The 15,774-nt window shown below is 67.8% G+C and carries 17 protein-coding genes; 9 read left to right on the forward strand and 8 right to left on the reverse strand.

The genetic code is table 11. The annotated features are described in order from the left end of the window. Nucleotides 1-4: 4 nt before the first annotated feature. Entirely contained in the window at nucleotides 5-1,165 is a 1,161-nt protein-coding gene (locus tag G6N38_RS18110; RefSeq protein ID WP_163749471.1) for an acyl-CoA dehydrogenase, read from the forward strand. Here the strand turns inward: G6N38_RS18110 and G6N38_RS18115 are convergent. Continuing rightward, nucleotides 1,162-1,977, reverse strand: coding sequence for a biotin--[acetyl-CoA-carboxylase] ligase (locus G6N38_RS18115; RefSeq protein WP_179968410.1), 816 nt, complete (start codon nucleotides 1,975-1,977; stop codon nucleotides 1,162-1,164). The two genes, G6N38_RS18110 and G6N38_RS18115, sit on opposite strands and share 4 nt — an antisense overlap. A gap of 315 nt (nucleotides 1,978-2,292) precedes the next feature. On the opposite strand from G6N38_RS18115, the gene G6N38_RS31020 reads away from it, so the two are divergent. Continuing rightward, nucleotides 2,293-2,415, forward strand: coding sequence for a hypothetical protein (locus tag G6N38_RS31020; protein ID WP_281357807.1), 123 nt, complete (start codon nucleotides 2,293-2,295; stop codon nucleotides 2,413-2,415). Nucleotides 2,416-2,484: 69 nt separating this feature from the next. Here the strand turns inward: G6N38_RS31020 and G6N38_RS18120 are convergent, their stop codons facing one another. From G6N38_RS18120 to G6N38_RS18130, 3 genes are read right to left on the reverse strand one after another with little or no spacing between them, the layout of a single operon-like run. After that, nucleotides 2,485-3,468 carry a cation transporter gene (locus G6N38_RS18120; protein ID WP_163749472.1) on the reverse strand — a complete coding sequence of 328 codons (984 nt, stop codon included), beginning with the start codon at nucleotides 3,466-3,468 and terminating at the stop codon, nucleotides 2,485-2,487. Between the two features lie 41 nt (nucleotides 3,469-3,509). Further along, the gene (locus G6N38_RS18125; RefSeq protein WP_163749473.1) at nucleotides 3,510-4,220 is read right to left on the reverse strand and encodes a TIGR03089 family protein; all 711 of its coding nucleotides are present in this window, start codon (nucleotides 4,218-4,220) and stop codon (nucleotides 3,510-3,512) included. After that, on the reverse strand, nucleotides 4,220-5,638 hold the full coding sequence (locus tag G6N38_RS18130; RefSeq protein WP_246228044.1) for an LCP family protein: 1,419 nt from the start codon (nucleotides 5,636-5,638) through the stop codon (nucleotides 4,220-4,222). The genes G6N38_RS18125 and G6N38_RS18130 overlap by 1 nt, the downstream gene beginning before the upstream one ends. A 145-nt stretch (nucleotides 5,639-5,783) precedes the next feature. Here G6N38_RS18130 and rfbD point away from each other — a divergent pair, with 145 nt between their 5' ends. From rfbD to manB, 3 genes are read left to right on the forward strand one after another with little or no spacing between them, the layout of a single operon-like run. Next, nucleotides 5,784-6,662, forward strand: a complete 879-nt coding sequence (rfbD, locus tag G6N38_RS18135) for a dTDP-4-dehydrorhamnose reductase (protein WP_170314172.1) — start codon at nucleotides 5,784-5,786, stop codon at nucleotides 6,660-6,662. Beyond that, nucleotides 6,659-7,534, forward strand: coding sequence for a glycosyltransferase family 2 protein (locus tag G6N38_RS18140; RefSeq protein ID WP_246227284.1), 876 nt, complete (start codon nucleotides 6,659-6,661; stop codon nucleotides 7,532-7,534). Before rfbD ends, G6N38_RS18140 begins: the two co-directional genes overlap by 4 nt. 10 nt (nucleotides 7,535-7,544) lie before the next feature. Beyond that, nucleotides 7,545-8,630 (forward strand): mannose-1-phosphate guanylyltransferase ManB, encoded by a 1,086-nt coding sequence (manB, locus tag G6N38_RS18145; protein ID WP_163749474.1) that lies wholly within the window; start codon nucleotides 7,545-7,547, stop codon nucleotides 8,628-8,630. Here manB and G6N38_RS18150 read toward each other — a convergent pair. From G6N38_RS18150 to cofD, 3 genes are read right to left on the reverse strand one after another with little or no spacing between them, the layout of a single operon-like run. Next, nucleotides 8,627-9,178 carry an NUDIX hydrolase gene (locus G6N38_RS18150; protein ID WP_163749475.1) on the reverse strand — a complete coding sequence of 184 codons (552 nt, stop codon included), beginning with the start codon at nucleotides 9,176-9,178 and terminating at the stop codon, nucleotides 8,627-8,629. The two genes, manB and G6N38_RS18150, sit on opposite strands and share 4 nt — an antisense overlap. Continuing rightward, nucleotides 9,175-10,548 (reverse strand): coenzyme F420-0:L-glutamate ligase, encoded by a 1,374-nt coding sequence (locus G6N38_RS18155; protein ID WP_163749476.1) that lies wholly within the window; start codon nucleotides 10,546-10,548, stop codon nucleotides 9,175-9,177. Before G6N38_RS18155 ends, G6N38_RS18150 begins: the two co-directional genes overlap by 4 nt. After that, nucleotides 10,545-11,546 (reverse strand): 2-phospho-L-lactate transferase, encoded by a 1,002-nt coding sequence (cofD, locus tag G6N38_RS18160; RefSeq protein WP_163749477.1) that lies wholly within the window; start codon nucleotides 11,544-11,546, stop codon nucleotides 10,545-10,547. The genes G6N38_RS18155 and cofD overlap by 4 nt, the downstream gene beginning before the upstream one ends. A gap of 299 nt (nucleotides 11,547-11,845) precedes the next feature. Here cofD and G6N38_RS18165 point away from each other — a divergent pair, with 299 nt between their 5' ends. Beyond that, on the forward strand, nucleotides 11,846-12,205 hold the full coding sequence (locus G6N38_RS18165) for a WhiB family transcriptional regulator (protein ID WP_163749478.1): 360 nt from the start codon (nucleotides 11,846-11,848) through the stop codon (nucleotides 12,203-12,205). Between the two features lie 13 nt (nucleotides 12,206-12,218). Here G6N38_RS18165 and G6N38_RS18170 read toward each other — a convergent pair whose 3' ends face one another. Then, complete coding sequence (locus G6N38_RS18170; protein WP_163752092.1) at nucleotides 12,219-12,641, reverse strand: metallopeptidase family protein; 423 nt, start codon at nucleotides 12,639-12,641, stop codon at nucleotides 12,219-12,221. A 162-nt stretch (nucleotides 12,642-12,803) separates the two neighbouring features. On the opposite strand from G6N38_RS18170, the gene G6N38_RS18175 reads away from it, so the two are divergent. From G6N38_RS18175 to G6N38_RS18185, 3 genes are all read left to right on the forward strand, one after another. Continuing rightward, complete coding sequence (locus G6N38_RS18175; protein WP_197748094.1) at nucleotides 12,804-13,232, forward strand: DUF3499 domain-containing protein; 429 nt, start codon at nucleotides 12,804-12,806, stop codon at nucleotides 13,230-13,232. A 78-nt stretch (nucleotides 13,233-13,310) separates the two neighbouring features. Further along, nucleotides 13,311-14,699, forward strand: a complete 1,389-nt coding sequence (locus G6N38_RS18180; RefSeq protein WP_163749480.1) for a phosphomannomutase/phosphoglucomutase — start codon at nucleotides 13,311-13,313, stop codon at nucleotides 14,697-14,699. Next, complete coding sequence (locus G6N38_RS18185; RefSeq protein ID WP_163749481.1) at nucleotides 14,696-15,772, forward strand: TobH protein; 1,077 nt, start codon at nucleotides 14,696-14,698, stop codon at nucleotides 15,770-15,772. The genes G6N38_RS18180 and G6N38_RS18185 overlap by 4 nt, the downstream gene beginning before the upstream one ends. Nucleotides 15,773-15,774 lie beyond the last annotated feature (2 nt).

The raw sequence follows: 15,774 nt of genomic DNA on the forward strand, positions 1-15,774 counted from the left end.
TGTGATGGCGGGAAATCTGGATTTCGACGTGTTCAAGTTGCCCGAGGAGCATGACGAGCTGCGGGCGGCGATTCGGGCGCTGGCCGAGAAAGAGATCGCGCCGTACGCGGCCGATTGCGACGAGAAGTCGCGTTTCCCCCAGGAGGCGTTGGATGCGCTGAACGCCTCGGGCTTCAACGCGGTCCACGTGCCCGAGGAGTACGGCGGCCAGGGCGCCGATTCGGTCGCGGCGTGCATCGTGATCGAGGAGGTCGCCCGGGTCGACGCGTCGGCCTCGCTGATCCCGGCGGTGAACAAGCTGGGCACGATGGGGTTGATCCTGCGCGGATCGGAGGAGCTGAAGAACAAGGTGCTGCCCTCGATCGCCTCGGGTGGGGCGATGGCGTCGTACGCCTTGTCCGAGCGGGAGGCCGGCAGCGATGCGGCGTCCATGCGTACCCGCGCCAAGGCTGACGGCGACGACTGGATCCTCAACGGCGCCAAGGCGTGGATCACCAACGGCGGCAAGTCATCCTGGTACACGGTGATGGCAGTGACCGATCCGGACAAGGGTGCCAACGGCATTTCGGCGTTCATGGTGCACATCGACGACGAGGGCTTCACGATCGGGCCCAAGGAGCGCAAGCTCGGGATCAAGGGTTCGCCTACCACCGAGTTGTATTTCGAGAACTGCCGCATCCCCGGGGACCGGATCATCGGCGATCCGGGAACCGGGTTCAAGACCGCGCTGGCCACGCTGGATCACACCCGCCCGACCATCGGTGCGCAGGCCGTCGGTATCGCGCAGGGCGCGGTGGACGCCGCGATCGCATATACCAAGGACCGCAAGCAGTTCGGCACATCGATCAGCACCTTCCAGGGTGTGCAGTTCATGCTCGCCGACATGGCGATGAAGGTCGAGGCCGCCCGGCTGATGGTGTATTCGGCTGCGGCCCGCGCCGAGCGCGGTGAACCCAACCTGGGGTTCATCTCGGCGGCGTCGAAGTGCTTCGCCTCCGATGTCGCCATGGAGGTCACCACCGATGCCGTGCAGCTCTTCGGCGGCGCGGGGTACACCGTGGACTTCCCGGTGGAGCGAATGATGCGCGACGCCAAGATCACTCAGATCTACGAGGGCACCAACCAGATTCAGCGGGTCGTGATGAGCCGCGCGCTGCTGCGCTAGTCGGCGGGCCGAAGGTGGGTGATATCGCCCGCCGAAACCGTCGTGACCCCGGTGCCGGTGTCGATGACCAGGCGTCCCTGGGCGTCGATTTCCGTTGCGGTGCCGAAGATCTCGTGATCGCCCGGGAGAATCGCCCGAACCCGGCTGCCCAGTGTCAGGCTGCGCTGCCGGTAGTCGGCCACCAGTGCGGGGTCGGGGCCTTTCGCGGCCTGCCAGCGCCCGATGCGGGTGGTCAGTTCACGCAGGATCGTTGCGGCCAGGGCGTCGCGGTCGAGCATCGTGGCGCCCAGCATCTGCAGTGAGGTGGCGCGGGGGTCGGGTGCCTCCTGGGCGGTCAGCGTGACGTTGAGTCCGAGGCCCACCACGATGACCGGGTCGGGGGCGGCCACCTCGGCCAGGATGCCGGCGAGCTTGCCGGTTCCCACCAGGACGTCGTTGGGCCACTTCACGCCGGCCTCGACGCCGGTGCTGTCGCGGATCGCGTCGACCAATGCCACGCCGGTGAGCAGCGGCAACCAGCCCCAGTTCTCGGTCGGGACGCCGTTTGCGGCAACTCCGACAGACAGGGCGATCTGCGAGCGCGGGGGAGCAGACCAGCTGCGGCCATGGCGGCCGCGCCCGGCGCTCTGATGTTCGGCGAGCAAGACTGCGCCGCGAATGTCCTCGCCCGCGGCATGGCGGGCCAACAGGTCGGCGTTGGTCGAGCCAGTCTCGGCGACGACGTCGACGCGGCGCAGCGGGCCGTCGGGGCCGACGAGGCCGCGGATGGCAGCAGCGGTCGACAATGGCGGGCGATCAGGCTGCGGGTTCACCCCGAGCAGCCTAGCGGGGCTGGGCCGATTCGCGTTGGCGCCGACCCCAACGCAGTTGCGGGCGTTGGGGTCTCATGCGGGTGTGGGCGTCGGCGCACCCAGTAACTCGGCGTTGAGGATGCTAATGAGGCTGGCTCTGGCCGTTTCTACCCTGGAAGGCCTGGCCTGTGAGTGCGGTGGCGGTTCCGCCTCTGCCGCCAGAGGACACCGGCAGACCGCCGTTGCCGCCGTCGCCGGCGAACGCGTTACCGGTGATGATCGTTGCATCGCCCCCGTTGCCTACCGCCGGGACCTCCCTCCGCGCGCGGGGTCGCCGTGCGGCCGCTCGACGACTGGGCTGACCTGGAGCTGGTCGTGTCGGCAAAGGCCATGGGCGCGGCGGCGATCATCGTGCCCACGCCCAACGCCACGGCAAGCACACCCAAGCGACCGATGTAGCGCCCGTAGCCGCGCCGAGGTCAGCGGAAACGCGGTTCCGCAAAGTTTCGAGACGATGTCATCGCGGTGTCATGTAGTCGGCGTTGCATGAATAGGGAACTCACTGAACACCAGCGTGAGCCGGATGGGCCCGATGCGGTTACGGAGTTCGGCGAACGTGCGTGCCCGCAGGTGGTCCTGCTCCTCGACGGTCATCGTGCCGGTGTAGGACACCCGCAGGTCTATCTCGGTGGTCTTTCCCCGGCTGATCGCCAGCACGTCGACCAGGGTCAGTTCATGGTCGAGTTCGTCCGCGTGCTCCTCGGACACGGCGGTGATCGCCGCACGCACCGCGCTGTCGAGAGCGGGGTCGGCCCGCCGCCCGGAGAGCCGCCCAAACTCAAGGCGGATCTGCCGGATGGGCTCGCCGACCAGCAGGGCGCACAGGATCAGCACGATGATGCTGTCGGCGATGTCTTTGATGTTGAAGTTCGCCGACGTCAGGAACGTTCCCTCGGGCAGGATTGCGACGAGAATCAACGAGGCGCAGATGCCGCCGCTGATGAGCGCCTCCATCTTCGCGGCGGTGGCTTCGACCCGCAGCAGGGCAGACGCTCCGTTCACTGAGCGATTGTTGCGCTCGTGGTTCCATTTGAGGCCGAAGCAGATCACCACACACGCGCCGGTATAGACCGCGGCGAGTCCGAACTCCGGCTCGCTGCCTTCGCGGGTGACCAGGTAGTCGATCACCTTGATCGAGTTCGTCACCACGCCGACGATCACCACACCGAGGATCATCAGCGAACGGAACAGCGCGTAAAGATTCTCCAATGCCATTCGCCCGTAAGGGCTTTCGGCGTCAGGTTGCTTGGACGACGTCACTGCAAGGCGCGCCGCGATGAACGCGGCGGCGGCGTTGATCAACGAGATGACGCCGTCTAGCTGGGTGGCAGACACTCGGGTGATGGCGTACACGGCAAAGCCGAGCACCGCCAGGCCGATCATCGTGACCATATAGGTGAACAGGCTGCGCCGCTCGGCTCGAAGAACGAGAGCCTCCGAGGCGTCGGTCATCGCGTCAGCCTAACGGTTGCATTCGGCCACCACCTGCTAGCTCAGACCAGGTCCCGAGTCACCTTTTCAGTGACCCGGCGCCGCCCCAGTGACGCCGGGTCGGGATTGGCCACCTGAACCAGCGACGCGCCTGCGGCGAACACCGCCAACAGATTCGCCACCAACTCGTCCGGGGTGGACCACGGCAGCGACGACATCACCCGATCGCTCGCGCTCACCCCGGCCGCGGCCGCCGATTCCGAAGCAGACGCCAGCACCTCATCGGCTGACCGGCCGGACAGCGCCGGACCGGGGTTGGGCTCGGTAATGAACTGGTCGCCGTGCACCCGCACCGCGGTCGCGTAATCGGTGACGCCGATCGGAAGGTCAGCGACGGGCTTGCCGAAAGGGTCCAGCGATAGCACCGCGACCTCACCTCCGGCCACCGCCTCGTCGGCCTCATCGAGGCGCTCGGCCGTGCACAGTGCGAGATCGGTGGGACCGCTGAGCACCACCTCGGCGCCGATCCACCACACACCCAACAGCACCGCCGCGGTCTGCCAGTGTGCCGGCAGCAGCACCGCCACCCGGCTACCCGGCCCGGCGCCGAGCTCGTCGCGTAACAGGTTGGCGGTCTTGGCCGCCCAGTTGGCGAGCGTCACCGTCGACAGCTCGATCCGCTCGCCCGTCGCGTCGTCGTAGTACGTGATCCGCGGGCCCATCGGGTCGGACTTCAACAGCGGATTGAGCAGCGCCGCAGTCAGGTTCGCCATCAGTTGACGCACTTGGGGTCATCAGACCCCGCAGTGATGATCGGTGACGGCGGGGGAGCGGTGCCGTCACCAGCCTGGCCGGCGGCCTGGCTAACCGCAGCGGACGTCGGCAGCGATCCCTCCAGGCCCGAACCCGGCCCGCTGTAGTCGCTGGACAGCACCACCCGCACAGTGCCCGCCGGAATACCCTCGGTGGCCACCACGGGCAGCCCGCCGAGCTCCTTGGCGACGGCCTGGGCGCCGAGGTCGTCATCCTTGGCGGCCTGCACTTGACTGCGGATCACATGATCCTTGTCGTTGTTGCCGATAGAGCCAGCACCAAAACCCTTGGTGCTCAGTACGTCTGACACTGCACCGGCCAGGCCGTTGATATCGGTGTCGTTGACTACGTCAACCTTCGTCTGTTCCGGGGTGTAGGTGATCTTTTCGGTCTTGCCCTCGGCCTGATCGTGCAGCAGGCCGGCTACCCACTCCTGCACCTGTGAGGGATCGACCCGGACCACCGACTGCATGCCGTCGTCGCTCCAGCCGGCTTCGTCGAGCACCGGGATCGTCGCGAATGCGACGTTGCCGCCCGCCAGATTCTCGAGCTGCTTGATGAAATCCATGATGTCCCAGCCTGATGAGAGCACAACCGAGCGCTGAATCGCGTCCTGCAGCCGGTTCAGGGTCGACGGGCTGGTCAGCGTCTTACCCGAAATCACCTGGTGGGCCAGGGAAGCCATCACTACCTGCTGGCGCACCACCCGGTCCAGGTCGCCACGCGGCAGGTCGTGACGCTGGCGGACGAAACTCAATGCCTGGGGTCCGTTGAGCTTCTGCCAGCCGGCCGGAAAGTCGGCGCCGGAGAGTGGTTCGTAAACCGCATCTTTCAGGCAGACATCGACGCCGCCGAGCGCATCGGTGATCAGTGAGAAGCCGAGCAGGCCGATCTCGGCGTAGTGGTCGACGGTGACGCCAGTCAGGTCGGCGACGGTCTTGATGAGCGCCTCGCGGCCCGCCTCGACGGCTTTGGGCTCGGCCTCGGCTGGGTCCATGCCCTGCTGCTCGACCAGCTGCTTCATCTTGTCCAGCTTCACCTGGCCGTAGACGCCGTTGATCTTCGTCTTGTCCAGGCCCGGGGCCTTGACGTAGGAGTCACGGGGAATCGAGATCGCCGTCGCCGACTTCCCGTTGTTCGGGATGCGGACCAGGATGATCGTGTCGGTGTTGGTCGACACATCGTCGCCGGCGTGCAGTGTCGCGAGCTCGTCCTCGGACAGCGGGTTGCCGTGCGCATCGGTGCGGCTGTCCATACCGACCAGCAGGATGTCGATCGCGCCGTCCTGTCCGCCGCCGCCGAGCGCGGCGGTGTTGATGTGGAAGATGCCGTTCTCGAAGGAGCGGATCTTGCCCCACGCGACGCCGGTGCCGACCATCACCGCCACCGCGATCAACGCGAGCACGGTACGGGCCACCCGCCGGGCGCCCGTCAGTGCTTCGGAGTCAGCAGGCATCAGCTCAGGCTACTGGCGAGATGGGCGCAAGCCGGGTAGCCGAAACCGGCGTGCCAGACTCGTAATCGTGGCGTCAAGGATCGTGATCACGGGTGCTGGCGGCCAGGTTGGGCGGTTTCTCGCAGGTGAGGCGGCTCGCCGGGGCCGTGAGGTCAGCGCGCTCACCCACCAGCAGTGGGACATAACCGACCCGGCCGCCGCCGAGCGGCACATCGCCGCGGGGGACCTGGTGGTCAACTGCGCGGCGATCGCGAACGTCGACACCGCGCAAGCCGACCCCGACACCGCCTACGCGATCAACGCCACCGGGCCCGAGACCGTCGCGCACGCCTGTGCCCGGGTCGGCGCGCAGCTGATACACCTCTCCACGGATTACGTCTTCGACGGTCGGCAGCGGCACCCCTACGAGGTCGGCGATGACGCCGCGCCGCTGAGCGTCTACGGACGCACCAAGCTGGCCGGTGAGCTGGCCGTATTGGCGGCGATGCCCGATGCCCACGTCGTGCGCACCTCCTGGGTCTACACCGGTGGCTCTGGAAACGATGTCGTGGCAGGCCTGCGCCGGGCGGCCGCCACCGACCGCACGATCGACGCCGTCGACGACCAGACCGGGTCGCCCACCTACGTCAAAGACCTCGTCGACGCGTTGCTCGAAATCGGCGAGGGCCGCGTCAGCGAGCCCGTCCTGCACGTCGCCAACGACGGCGCATGCACCCGTTACGAGCAGGCCAGGGCGGTGTTCGAAGAACTGGGCGCCGACCCGCAGCGGGTGCGACCGGTGAGCGCCACACAGTCCGCTGGCCGGGCGCCGCGCCCGGCGTTTTCGGCACTGGCAACAGCGATGTCGGTGCGGGCTGGATTGAGCCCGCTGCGGCCGTGGCGCGCGGCGTTGGCCGAGGCGCTTGGTCAACCCGTCAACAGCGGACAGTTACCCTCTACGCCGTGACGTCGAGCCGCCCCCTGACCGTGGTGACGGTGACGTACTCCCCGGGCTCACATCTGGATCGCTTCCTGTCTTCGTTGACGGTGGCCACCGACCGTCCGGTGACGGTGGTGCTGGCCGATAACGGCTCCACCGACGGAGCACCCGAGGAAGCCGTCGAGCGCTATCCCGGCACCCGGCTGCTGCGGACCGGCGGAAACCTCGGCTATGGCAGCGCCGTCAACCGCGGGGTGGCCACCGCGCCGGCCGACGACGAGTTCGTGATCGTGGCCAACCCGGACGTGGTGTGGGGTCCGAACAGCATCGACGAACTGCTGGCTGCCGCCGAGCGCTGGCCGCGCGCCGGGACGCTGGGGCCGCTGATCCGCGACCCAGACGGCGCGGTCTACCCGTCGGCGCGCCACCTGCCCAGCCTGATGCGGGGCGGCATGCACGCCGTCGTCGGCTTGGTCTGGAAGCAGAACCCGTGGACGCGGGCCTATCGCCAGGAGTATCTCGAGCCCACCGAGCGGCCGGTGGGTTGGCTCTCAGGAGCCTGTCTGCTGATCCGCCGCGCGGCGTTCGACCAGGTCAGAGGGTTCGACGAGCGGTACTTCATGTATATGGAAGACGTTGACCTCGGCGACCGATTGGGCGGCGCGGGCTGGCTCAACGTGTACGTGCCATCGGCAGAGATCCTGCACGACAAGGGGCACTCAACTGGCCGCGACCCGGCCAGCAACCTGCGCGCGCATCACGAAAGCACCTACATTTATCTATCCGATCGCCATTTTGGCTGGTGGCGGGCGCCCCTTCGCTGGACGATGAGGGGCGCGCTGAAGGTTCGGGCGCGCGCGGCGGTGCGTAAGTCCCGGCGGGAGCTGGCGAGAAGTTAGGGGGCCCTGCGTGAGTGAAGTTGATCCGTCGAAGGTCGATGCGGTGATCCTCGTCGGCGGGAAGGGAACCCGACTGCGGCCGTTGACGGTGTCGGCCGCCAAGCCGATGCTGCCCACCGCCGGGCTGCCGTTTCTGACCCACCTGCTGTCGCGCATCGCCGACGCCGGGATCGAGCATGTCATCCTTGGCACCTCGTTCAAGGCGGCAACATTCGAATCCGAGTTCGGCGACGGCTCGAAGCTGGGCCTGCAGATCGAATACGTCGTCGAAGAGCATCCGCTGGGCACCGGCGGTGGCATCGCCAATGTGGTGCCGAGGCTGCGTAACGACACGGTCATGGTCTTCAACGGTGACGTGCTGTCCGGCATGGATCTGCGTTCGATGCTGGCCAGCCACCACGAGTCGCAGGCCGATCTGACGCTGCACCTCGTGCGGGTGAGTGACCCGCGGGCGTTCGGCTGTGTGCCTACCGATGCCGACGGCCGCGTGCAAGCCTTCCTGGAGAAGACCGAGGACCCGCCGACCGACCAGATCAATGCCGGCACCTACATCTTCAAACGCGAGATCGTCGAACAGATCCCGCGCGGGCGGGAAGTGTCGGTGGAGCGCGAGGTGTTCCCGGCACTGCTGGCCGACGGGGTGAAGGTGTGCGGCTATGTCGATTCCAGCTACTGGCGCGACATGGGCACACCGGAGGACTTCGTGCGGGGCTCGGCCGATCTGGTTCGTGGCCTGGCGCCCTCGCCCGCGCTCGGCGGACGACGCGGCGAGAGCCTGGTGCACGACGGCGCATCGGTGTCGCCCGGGGCGGTGTTGATCGGCGGGACGGTGGTCGGCCGCGGCGCCGAGATCGGGCCTGGGGTCCGTCTGGACGGTGCGGTCATTTTCGACGGGGCGCACATCGAGGCGGGCTCGGTGGTGGAGCGCTCGATCATCGGCTCCGGCGCCCGGATCGGGCCGCGGGCGCTGCTGCGCGACGCCATCATCGGCGACGGCGCCAACATCGGGGCGCGGTGTGAACTGCTCCGCGGTGCGCGGGTGTGGCCCGGGGTGGTGATCCCCGACTGCGGAATCCGCTACTCGTCGGATATCTAGCTCGAGCGCGAGCGGGCGACTGCCACCAGGTGCGCCACCGCCGCGTCGATGCCGTCGGGCAGCGCGTCGACTGGCCACCACCGCAGATCCAGTGATTCGTCACTGATCGTGATGTCGGCGTCCGCGGGCGCATGGGCGATGAATTGCAGATCCAGATGGCGGGTCGGCACGCCCAGTGAGCACGTGAGCGCGTGCACGTGAATGGCGCCCAGCGCCGCGTCGATGCGCAGGCCGTCGATCCCGGATTCCTCGGTCGCTTCGCGCATGGCCGCGGCGACGATGTCGCTGTCGGTCGGCTCGCAGTGTCCTCCGAGCTGAACCCACCGGCCCAGCCGCGGGTGCAGGGTGAGCAGAATTTCATCGCCGGAGTCCGAGACCACCAGGGCGGAGGCGGTGATATGGCCTGGGACGCAGGCGCGCTCGCACGCGTCGGTGCGTGCCAGCAGGAATGCCAGGACGGCTTGGCGTAGTGCGTCCTGTCCGGCGTCGGGAGCGTCCCACGCCGTCAGCAGCTCGATCGCCGAATCCCGCACAGCCGAGTACGTCACCGCCGTACCAGCAGGTCGCCGACGGGCGCCGGATCGCGGGGCCCGGGTGGGTCCACCGGATAGCCGATCGCGACGGCGCCCAGTGGCTCCCAATCCGTTGGCAGCTCGAGGGTTTCGCGCACGAGTTCGGCGGCGAAGATGGTCGAGCCGATCCAGCAGCTGCCCACGCCGCGGACCGCGAGCGCGACCAGCAGCGCCTGCACCGCCGCGCCGACCGCGACGGTGAACATGGTGTGCTCGGCCTCGGTGCGGGCCGCATCCGGATAGCTGTGCGCGCCTTCGGGCACCAGGAAGGGGATCACGACCTCGGGTGCGTCATAGAGGATCTGTCCGCGCCCGATGCGCCGCTCGACCGCGTCGGCGGGCTTGCCGTCGGCGGTCAGGTCAGCGCGCCAGGCATCTTTCATGGCGTCCAGCAATGCGGTGCGACGGTCGCGATCGGCCAACCAGACGAACCGCACCGGCCGGGTATGGTGCGGGGCCGGCGCGGTGAGCGCCTCGGCGACCGCTTCCTCGATGAGCCCGGCGTCGACGGGTTCGGCCGCGAACTGGCGTACCGACCGGCGCAGCAGTTGGGCTTGGCGGCGGCCGAGGTCGATCGACTCGGCGGTGCCCAGCCAGAACAGATCGTCCTCGCCGCCGCGCAGCAGTCGCGCTGCGGTGGATCCGTCGTCGTCGAGTTCGAGTCCGCGGACCACTGCGACGGGCACCGCGGTCAGCTTGCCTTTGACAAGGTCGGCGGCGGCGGCGATTTCGTCGGCGACGGCCACCTCGGTGACCACCAGCTCGTTGCCGTGTCTGTCGACGGCGCCGGCGTAGCCGTAGAGAACCGGCAGCCCGGACGAGCCGATCGCGGCATCGGTTTGCCCGTTTCGCCAGGCACGACCCATGGTGTCGGTGACCAGCACCGCGACGTTCACACCCAGCCGGTCGTGTAGCGCTGTGCGCAGTGCGGCGGCACTTCCGTCTGGATCGATGGGCAGCAGCGCCAATTCGGTTGCGCCCACGTTGGAGCCGTCGACGCCGGCGGCCGCCTGCACGATGCCGTTGCGGTTCTCGGTGATCAGCGTGCGGCCTTTGCGGGCCAGTACTCGTACCGCCTCGGTGTCGATGAGTGTGCGGCGCAGTGCATCTCGCTCTTCCGGATCTGACGGTGCCGCGACGATGCGACCCTCGCATTTCGACATCGCCTTGCTGGTGACGACGACGATGTCGCCGTCGCGCAACCACGGGGCGGCCTCGGCGAGCGCGGCGGCAAGGTCGTCGCCTGGGCGGAATTCGGGAAGCCCGGTGACGGGCAGGATTTCGACGGGTGCGGCACTGCCATGGTCGCCGCTCGGCGGCGCCGTCGGACTCGAGCCGAGGCTCACCGCGTTACCCCTGCCAATTCCAGCCCGGCGCGCACCATATCGGCGGTGGCCGAGGGGTCGGACATGAGCAGGGGTATCGATTTCACCGTCACCCCGGGGATTTCGGCCTGATCGCCCTGCGAGATCAACCAGTAGTCCAGGATTCCGGTCGCCGACCGTGCTCCGTAGTGCCGGGCAACGGCTTGCGAGGAGGTTTCGACGCCGATCACCGACAGGCATTCGTCGGCCATGCCCCGCAAGGGCTTTCCGCCGATGATGGGGGAGTACCCGATCACCGGCGCGGGCGTGGACCGCAGCGCTGCGCGGACGCCCGGGATGGCCAGGATCGCACCGACGCTCACCACCGGGTTCGACGGCGCCAGCATGACGACGTCGGCGTCGGTGATCGCATCGACGACTCCGGGCCCGGCAGTGGCGTTTTCGGAGCCCACGAACGCGAAGCTGTGCGTGGGCACCTGGGCCCGGTAGCGCACCCACCACTCCTGGAAGTGAATGGCCTTGCGGTCGCCGGAGTCTGGATCATCGATAACGACGTGGGTTTCGCACCGGTCGTCGCTGGCAGGCAGCAGCGTGGCGCCGGGGTTCCAGCGGTCGCAGAGTGCCGCAGTCACCTGGGAAAGCGGATATCCGGCTCGCAGCATTTGGCTTCTCACCAAATGTGTGGCCAAATCTCGGTCGCCCAAACCGAACCAGTCCGGTTGCACGCCGTAGGCCGCCAATTCCTCTTTCGCATTCCACGTCTCGTTGCGATGTCCCCAGCCGCGCTCGGTATCGATACCTCCACCTAAGGTGTACATGCAGGTGTCGAGGTCCGGGCAGATTCGCACGCCGTGCATCCATGCGTCGTCGCCGATGTTGACCACAGCCGTCAGTGCGTGATCAAGATCGCCTGTGGCTCCGGATATCTGGCCGGCGAACTGACCAAGCCCGAGCAATCGCTGCACACCCAGCAGGAAGCGGGCACCCCCTACGCCGCCGACCAGAACGGTGATCTTCACACCGACCGACACTAGGCGGTCAGCCCTTTCGGCGGCGCACGCGGTCACAATCGGGTCACTCCCAAGACACGCCGGTGCATCGACTCGCCGAATTGTCCGAGGAAAGTGGTATTAATTTCGGTTCCATCGCTTGACCGGGCAGGCGCGGACGTGTCTAATCACATCAGTGTCATTTCCCGGTCGGACCTGCCGGTTTTGGTGTCCCAGACCGTGATTCGACCAGGTGTTCGAATTGAGTGGGCACACTTCAATAGTGGGCGACATGCAAAGATCTACGAAACCAGGTGAAGGAGGCGGAAATGTCCTATGAGCACGTAATCGGCGCGATGGGGTTGCCGCAGTCCATTACCGGCTCGCAGACGATGGGGGTAATGGCACGCGCTCACCTGAGTTTGGTGCCGGACCCGATCATCGACGCGACGCCGGATACGGCCGAAGATGAAGACCAGTGGCAGGAACGCGCCCTGTGCGCGCAGACCGATCCCGAAGCGTTCTTTCCGGAAAAGGGTGGTTCCACCCGCGAAGCCAAGCGCATCTGCCTGGGTTGTGAGGTCAAGGACGCGTGCCTCGACTACGCCCTGGCCCATGATGAGCGCTTCGGCATCTGGGGCGGGCTCTCCGAGCGGGAGCGTCGTCGCCTCAAGCGCGGCATCATCTGACGCGCTTGCGCGCCTAATCCTCTTCCATACTCGGGTCGATGACTGACGGCTCGACCCCGAGGTAGGTGGCCACCTGTGCCACCAATATTTCGTGCAGAAGATCCGTCAGGTCGATCGAGTCCTTGGCCCGCCGCTCGATCGGCTTGCGAAACACCACAATTCGGGCCCGCGTGGAGTTACCGCGAACATCGACCCCGGCCGGGATCAGCCGGGCCAGTGCGATAGGCCCATCGGCAACCACTTCAGCCGGCCATTGCACACTGTCGGGATCCTTCGGTGCCATGCGCGGGATCTCGTCAACGGCGACGTCCAACCCGGTGAGCCGTTGCTGCCAGCGCCGCTCGATCGGCTCGTAAGCTTCCAGCACCGCCATGTCGAATCGCTCCGCTCGGCTGCGCCAGCCCGGCACCGTCGGCGGGAGCAGTGGCCCCCGCATCTCACGTCCCCGGCGGGATCCCGGGCCGCCGCCGGACCGGCCACCTCGCCGGGAGCTGCGGGAATCGGGCACGACAGTGATCGTAACGGTTGTGAATCGGCGGCCTTGCGGCTGCGCGTGTCCGCGAGTCACCGGTGAATGAACCGCGATAACCTCACGGGCGTGAATGTTCCCCGTCGCTGCTGCCGGCCTGGGTGCCCCCATTATGCGGTGGCGACGCTGACGTTCGTCTATTCCGATTCCACCGCCGTCGTCGGCCCGTTGGCGACCACTCGCGAGCCGCATTCGTGGGACCTGTGCGTCGGTCATGCCAACCGGATCACCGCGCCCATCGGGTGGGATCTGGTTCGCCATGCCGGCCCGCTGCCCGAGTACCCCGACGAGGACGACCTGGTGGCCCTTGCCGACGCTGTCCGGGAGGGCCGTGACGGAATGTCGGCCCGGCCGCCGGTCGCCGGTTTCTCCGATCCCGGGGGTGCGGTACACGCACCGGCGACCAGTGCTCCGATGATGCCGTCGGCCGCGCATCGGCCGGCCGCCGCGGGTCGTCGGCGTGGGCACCTGCGCGTACTGCCGGACCCGACCGACTGACACGATAGCGGCCCGTACCGGGGCGCTGAAACAGATAGGCTGGCGGCCAAAGAGTCCCTCTCGGTCAGGAGATCCGCCATGTCGAGGCCCGCCGCCGCGGTCCGCAGTGTGATCAAGGCATATGACGTGCGTGGCCTGGTCGGCAAGGAGATCGACGAGGACTTCGTCACCGACGTCGCTGCGGCGTTCGCCCGCCTCATCCGGGCCGAGGGTGGCGAGCGGGTGGCCATCGGCTACGACATGCGGGAAAGCTCGCCGGCTTTGGCCAAGGCCTTCGCCGAGGGGGTGACCGCGCAGGGCCTCGATGTCGTGCGCATCGGGCTGGCGTCCACCGATCAGCTGTATTTCGCTTCGGGATTTCTGAGCTGCGCCGGTGCGATGTTCACCGCCAGCCACAATCCCGCCGCCTATAACGGCATCAAGCTGTGTCGTGCCGGGGCCAAGCCCGTCGGCGAGGACACTGGTCTGGCGCTGATCCGCGACGAGGTGATCGCCGGCGTACCCGGCTACGACGGCAAGCGCGGTGAGGTCCGCGATCAGGACGTGCTGGCCGACTACGGCCAATTCCTGCGCTCGCTGGTCGACATGGCCGAGTTGCGGCCGCTGCGGGTTGCCGTCGACGCCGGTAACGGCATGGCCGGGCACACCACGCCCGCGGTCCTGGGAGCGATCTCGGCGCTGACGGTGGAGCCGCTGTACTTCGAGCTCGACGGGTCGTTCCCCAACCACGAAGCCAATCCGCTGGAGCCGTCCAATCTGGTTGATCTGCAGAAGTTCGTGGTCGAGACAGGCGCTGACATCGGGCTGGCGTTCGATGGGGATGCCGACCGCTGTTTCGTCGTCGACGAGCGGGGCGGTCCGGTCTCGCCCTCGGCGGTCACCGCACTGGTGGCGGGCCGCGAGCTCAGTCGAGAGATCGGTGCGACGGTGATCCACAACCTGATCACCTCGCGCGCGGTGCCCGAGCTGGTCATCGAGCGAGGCGGCACACCCGTGCGTTCGCGGGTCGGGCACTCCTATATCAAGGCACTGATGGCCGATACCGGAGCGATCTTCGGTGGCGAGCATTCGGCGCACTACTACTTCCGCGACTTCTGGGGCGCCGACTCGGGCATGCTGGCCGCGCTGCACGTATTGGCCGCACTGGGCGAACAGGATCGCCCGCTGTCGGAACTGATGGCCAACTATGAGCGCTACGAAGCCTCAGGTGAGCTCAACTTCCGGGTAGTGGATGCACCGGCCTGTGTCGAGTCGGTGCTGAAAGACTTTGGCAATCAAGTTGTTTCGCTGGACCACCTGGACGGGGTGACGATCGATCTCGGCGAGGGCGCGTGGTTCAACCTGCGCACCTCCAACACCGAACCGCTGCTGCGTCTCAACGTCGAAGCCCGCAGCGCCGAGGAGGTCGCCGAGATCGTCCGCCGGGTTTCCGAGGATATCGCGGCGCAACCGGACGGGGCGACGTGAGCGCCGCGCACGCCACCCTCGATCTCGACGACACCGAGGGCTTGCTGGAGGCCGACCGCGACGGACTGCTGCGGGCCGCGGCGATGGCGGGTGCGCAGGTGCGTGCCACCGCGGCCGCCGTCGACGAGGGCGGGTTGGCGCAGGTGGCGGGCGGCGCTCGGCCGCGAACGGTGATCTGGGTGGGTGGCCGCGGCGCCGCCGAGAGTGCGGGCGCGATGCTGGCCGCCACGTTGAGCGGGGTTGCGGGCGAACCGATCGTGGTGGCTTCGGAATCTCCGCCCTGGATCGGACCGCTCGACGTTCTCGTGGTAGCCGGCGACGACGCCGGGGACCCGACATTGGTGACCGCGGCAGCGACGGCGGTGCGGCGTGGTGCGCGGGTGGTCGTCGCGGCGCCCTACGAGGGACCACTGCGCGATGCCACCGCCGGCCGCGCCGCGGTGCTGGAACCGCGGTTGTGGGCGCCAGATGAATTCGGGTTGAGCCGCTACCTTGCCGCTGGGCTGGCCGTCTTGCAGGCCGTCGATCCGGCTCTGCAGACCGACCTTTCCGCCTTGGCCGACGAGCTCGACGCCGAGGCGTTGCGCAACAGTGCCGGCCGCGAAGTCGTCACCAACCCGGCAAAAGCTTTGGCCGAGCGGATGTCCGGCCGGCAGGTGGTGCTCGCCGGTGACAGTGTGGCCACGCTGGTGCTGGCCCGGCATGCCGCCGCGGTGCTGCTGCGACTGGCCGGTAAGGCAGTCGCCGCGGCTGGGTTGTCCGACGTTCTCGCTGCGTTACGTACTGGTGTGGCAACCCAATTCGGCGACCCGGTGGACGCGCTGTTCCACGACGATGAGCTGGACGGCCCGCTATCTCGGGGCCCGAGGGTACTGGCGCTGACCCTGGACGCCGAACGTCCGGTGGTCGCCGCGCGGGTGAGCGGATACGACGATATCGATTTGGTGGGGGTCGAAGACATCGGGGCAGCGGGGGCGGTTCCCGTCCCCAGTGGGCGAGCCGAGCAACAGCTCGCGACGCTGGCCGTGCGATTGCAGATGGCTGCGGTTTATTTGAGATTGGTGGGGGGATAACT

This window comes from Mycolicibacterium helvum, from assembly GCF_010731895.1.
Lineage (GTDB): Bacteria > Actinomycetota > Actinomycetes > Mycobacteriales > Mycobacteriaceae > Mycobacterium > Mycobacterium helvum.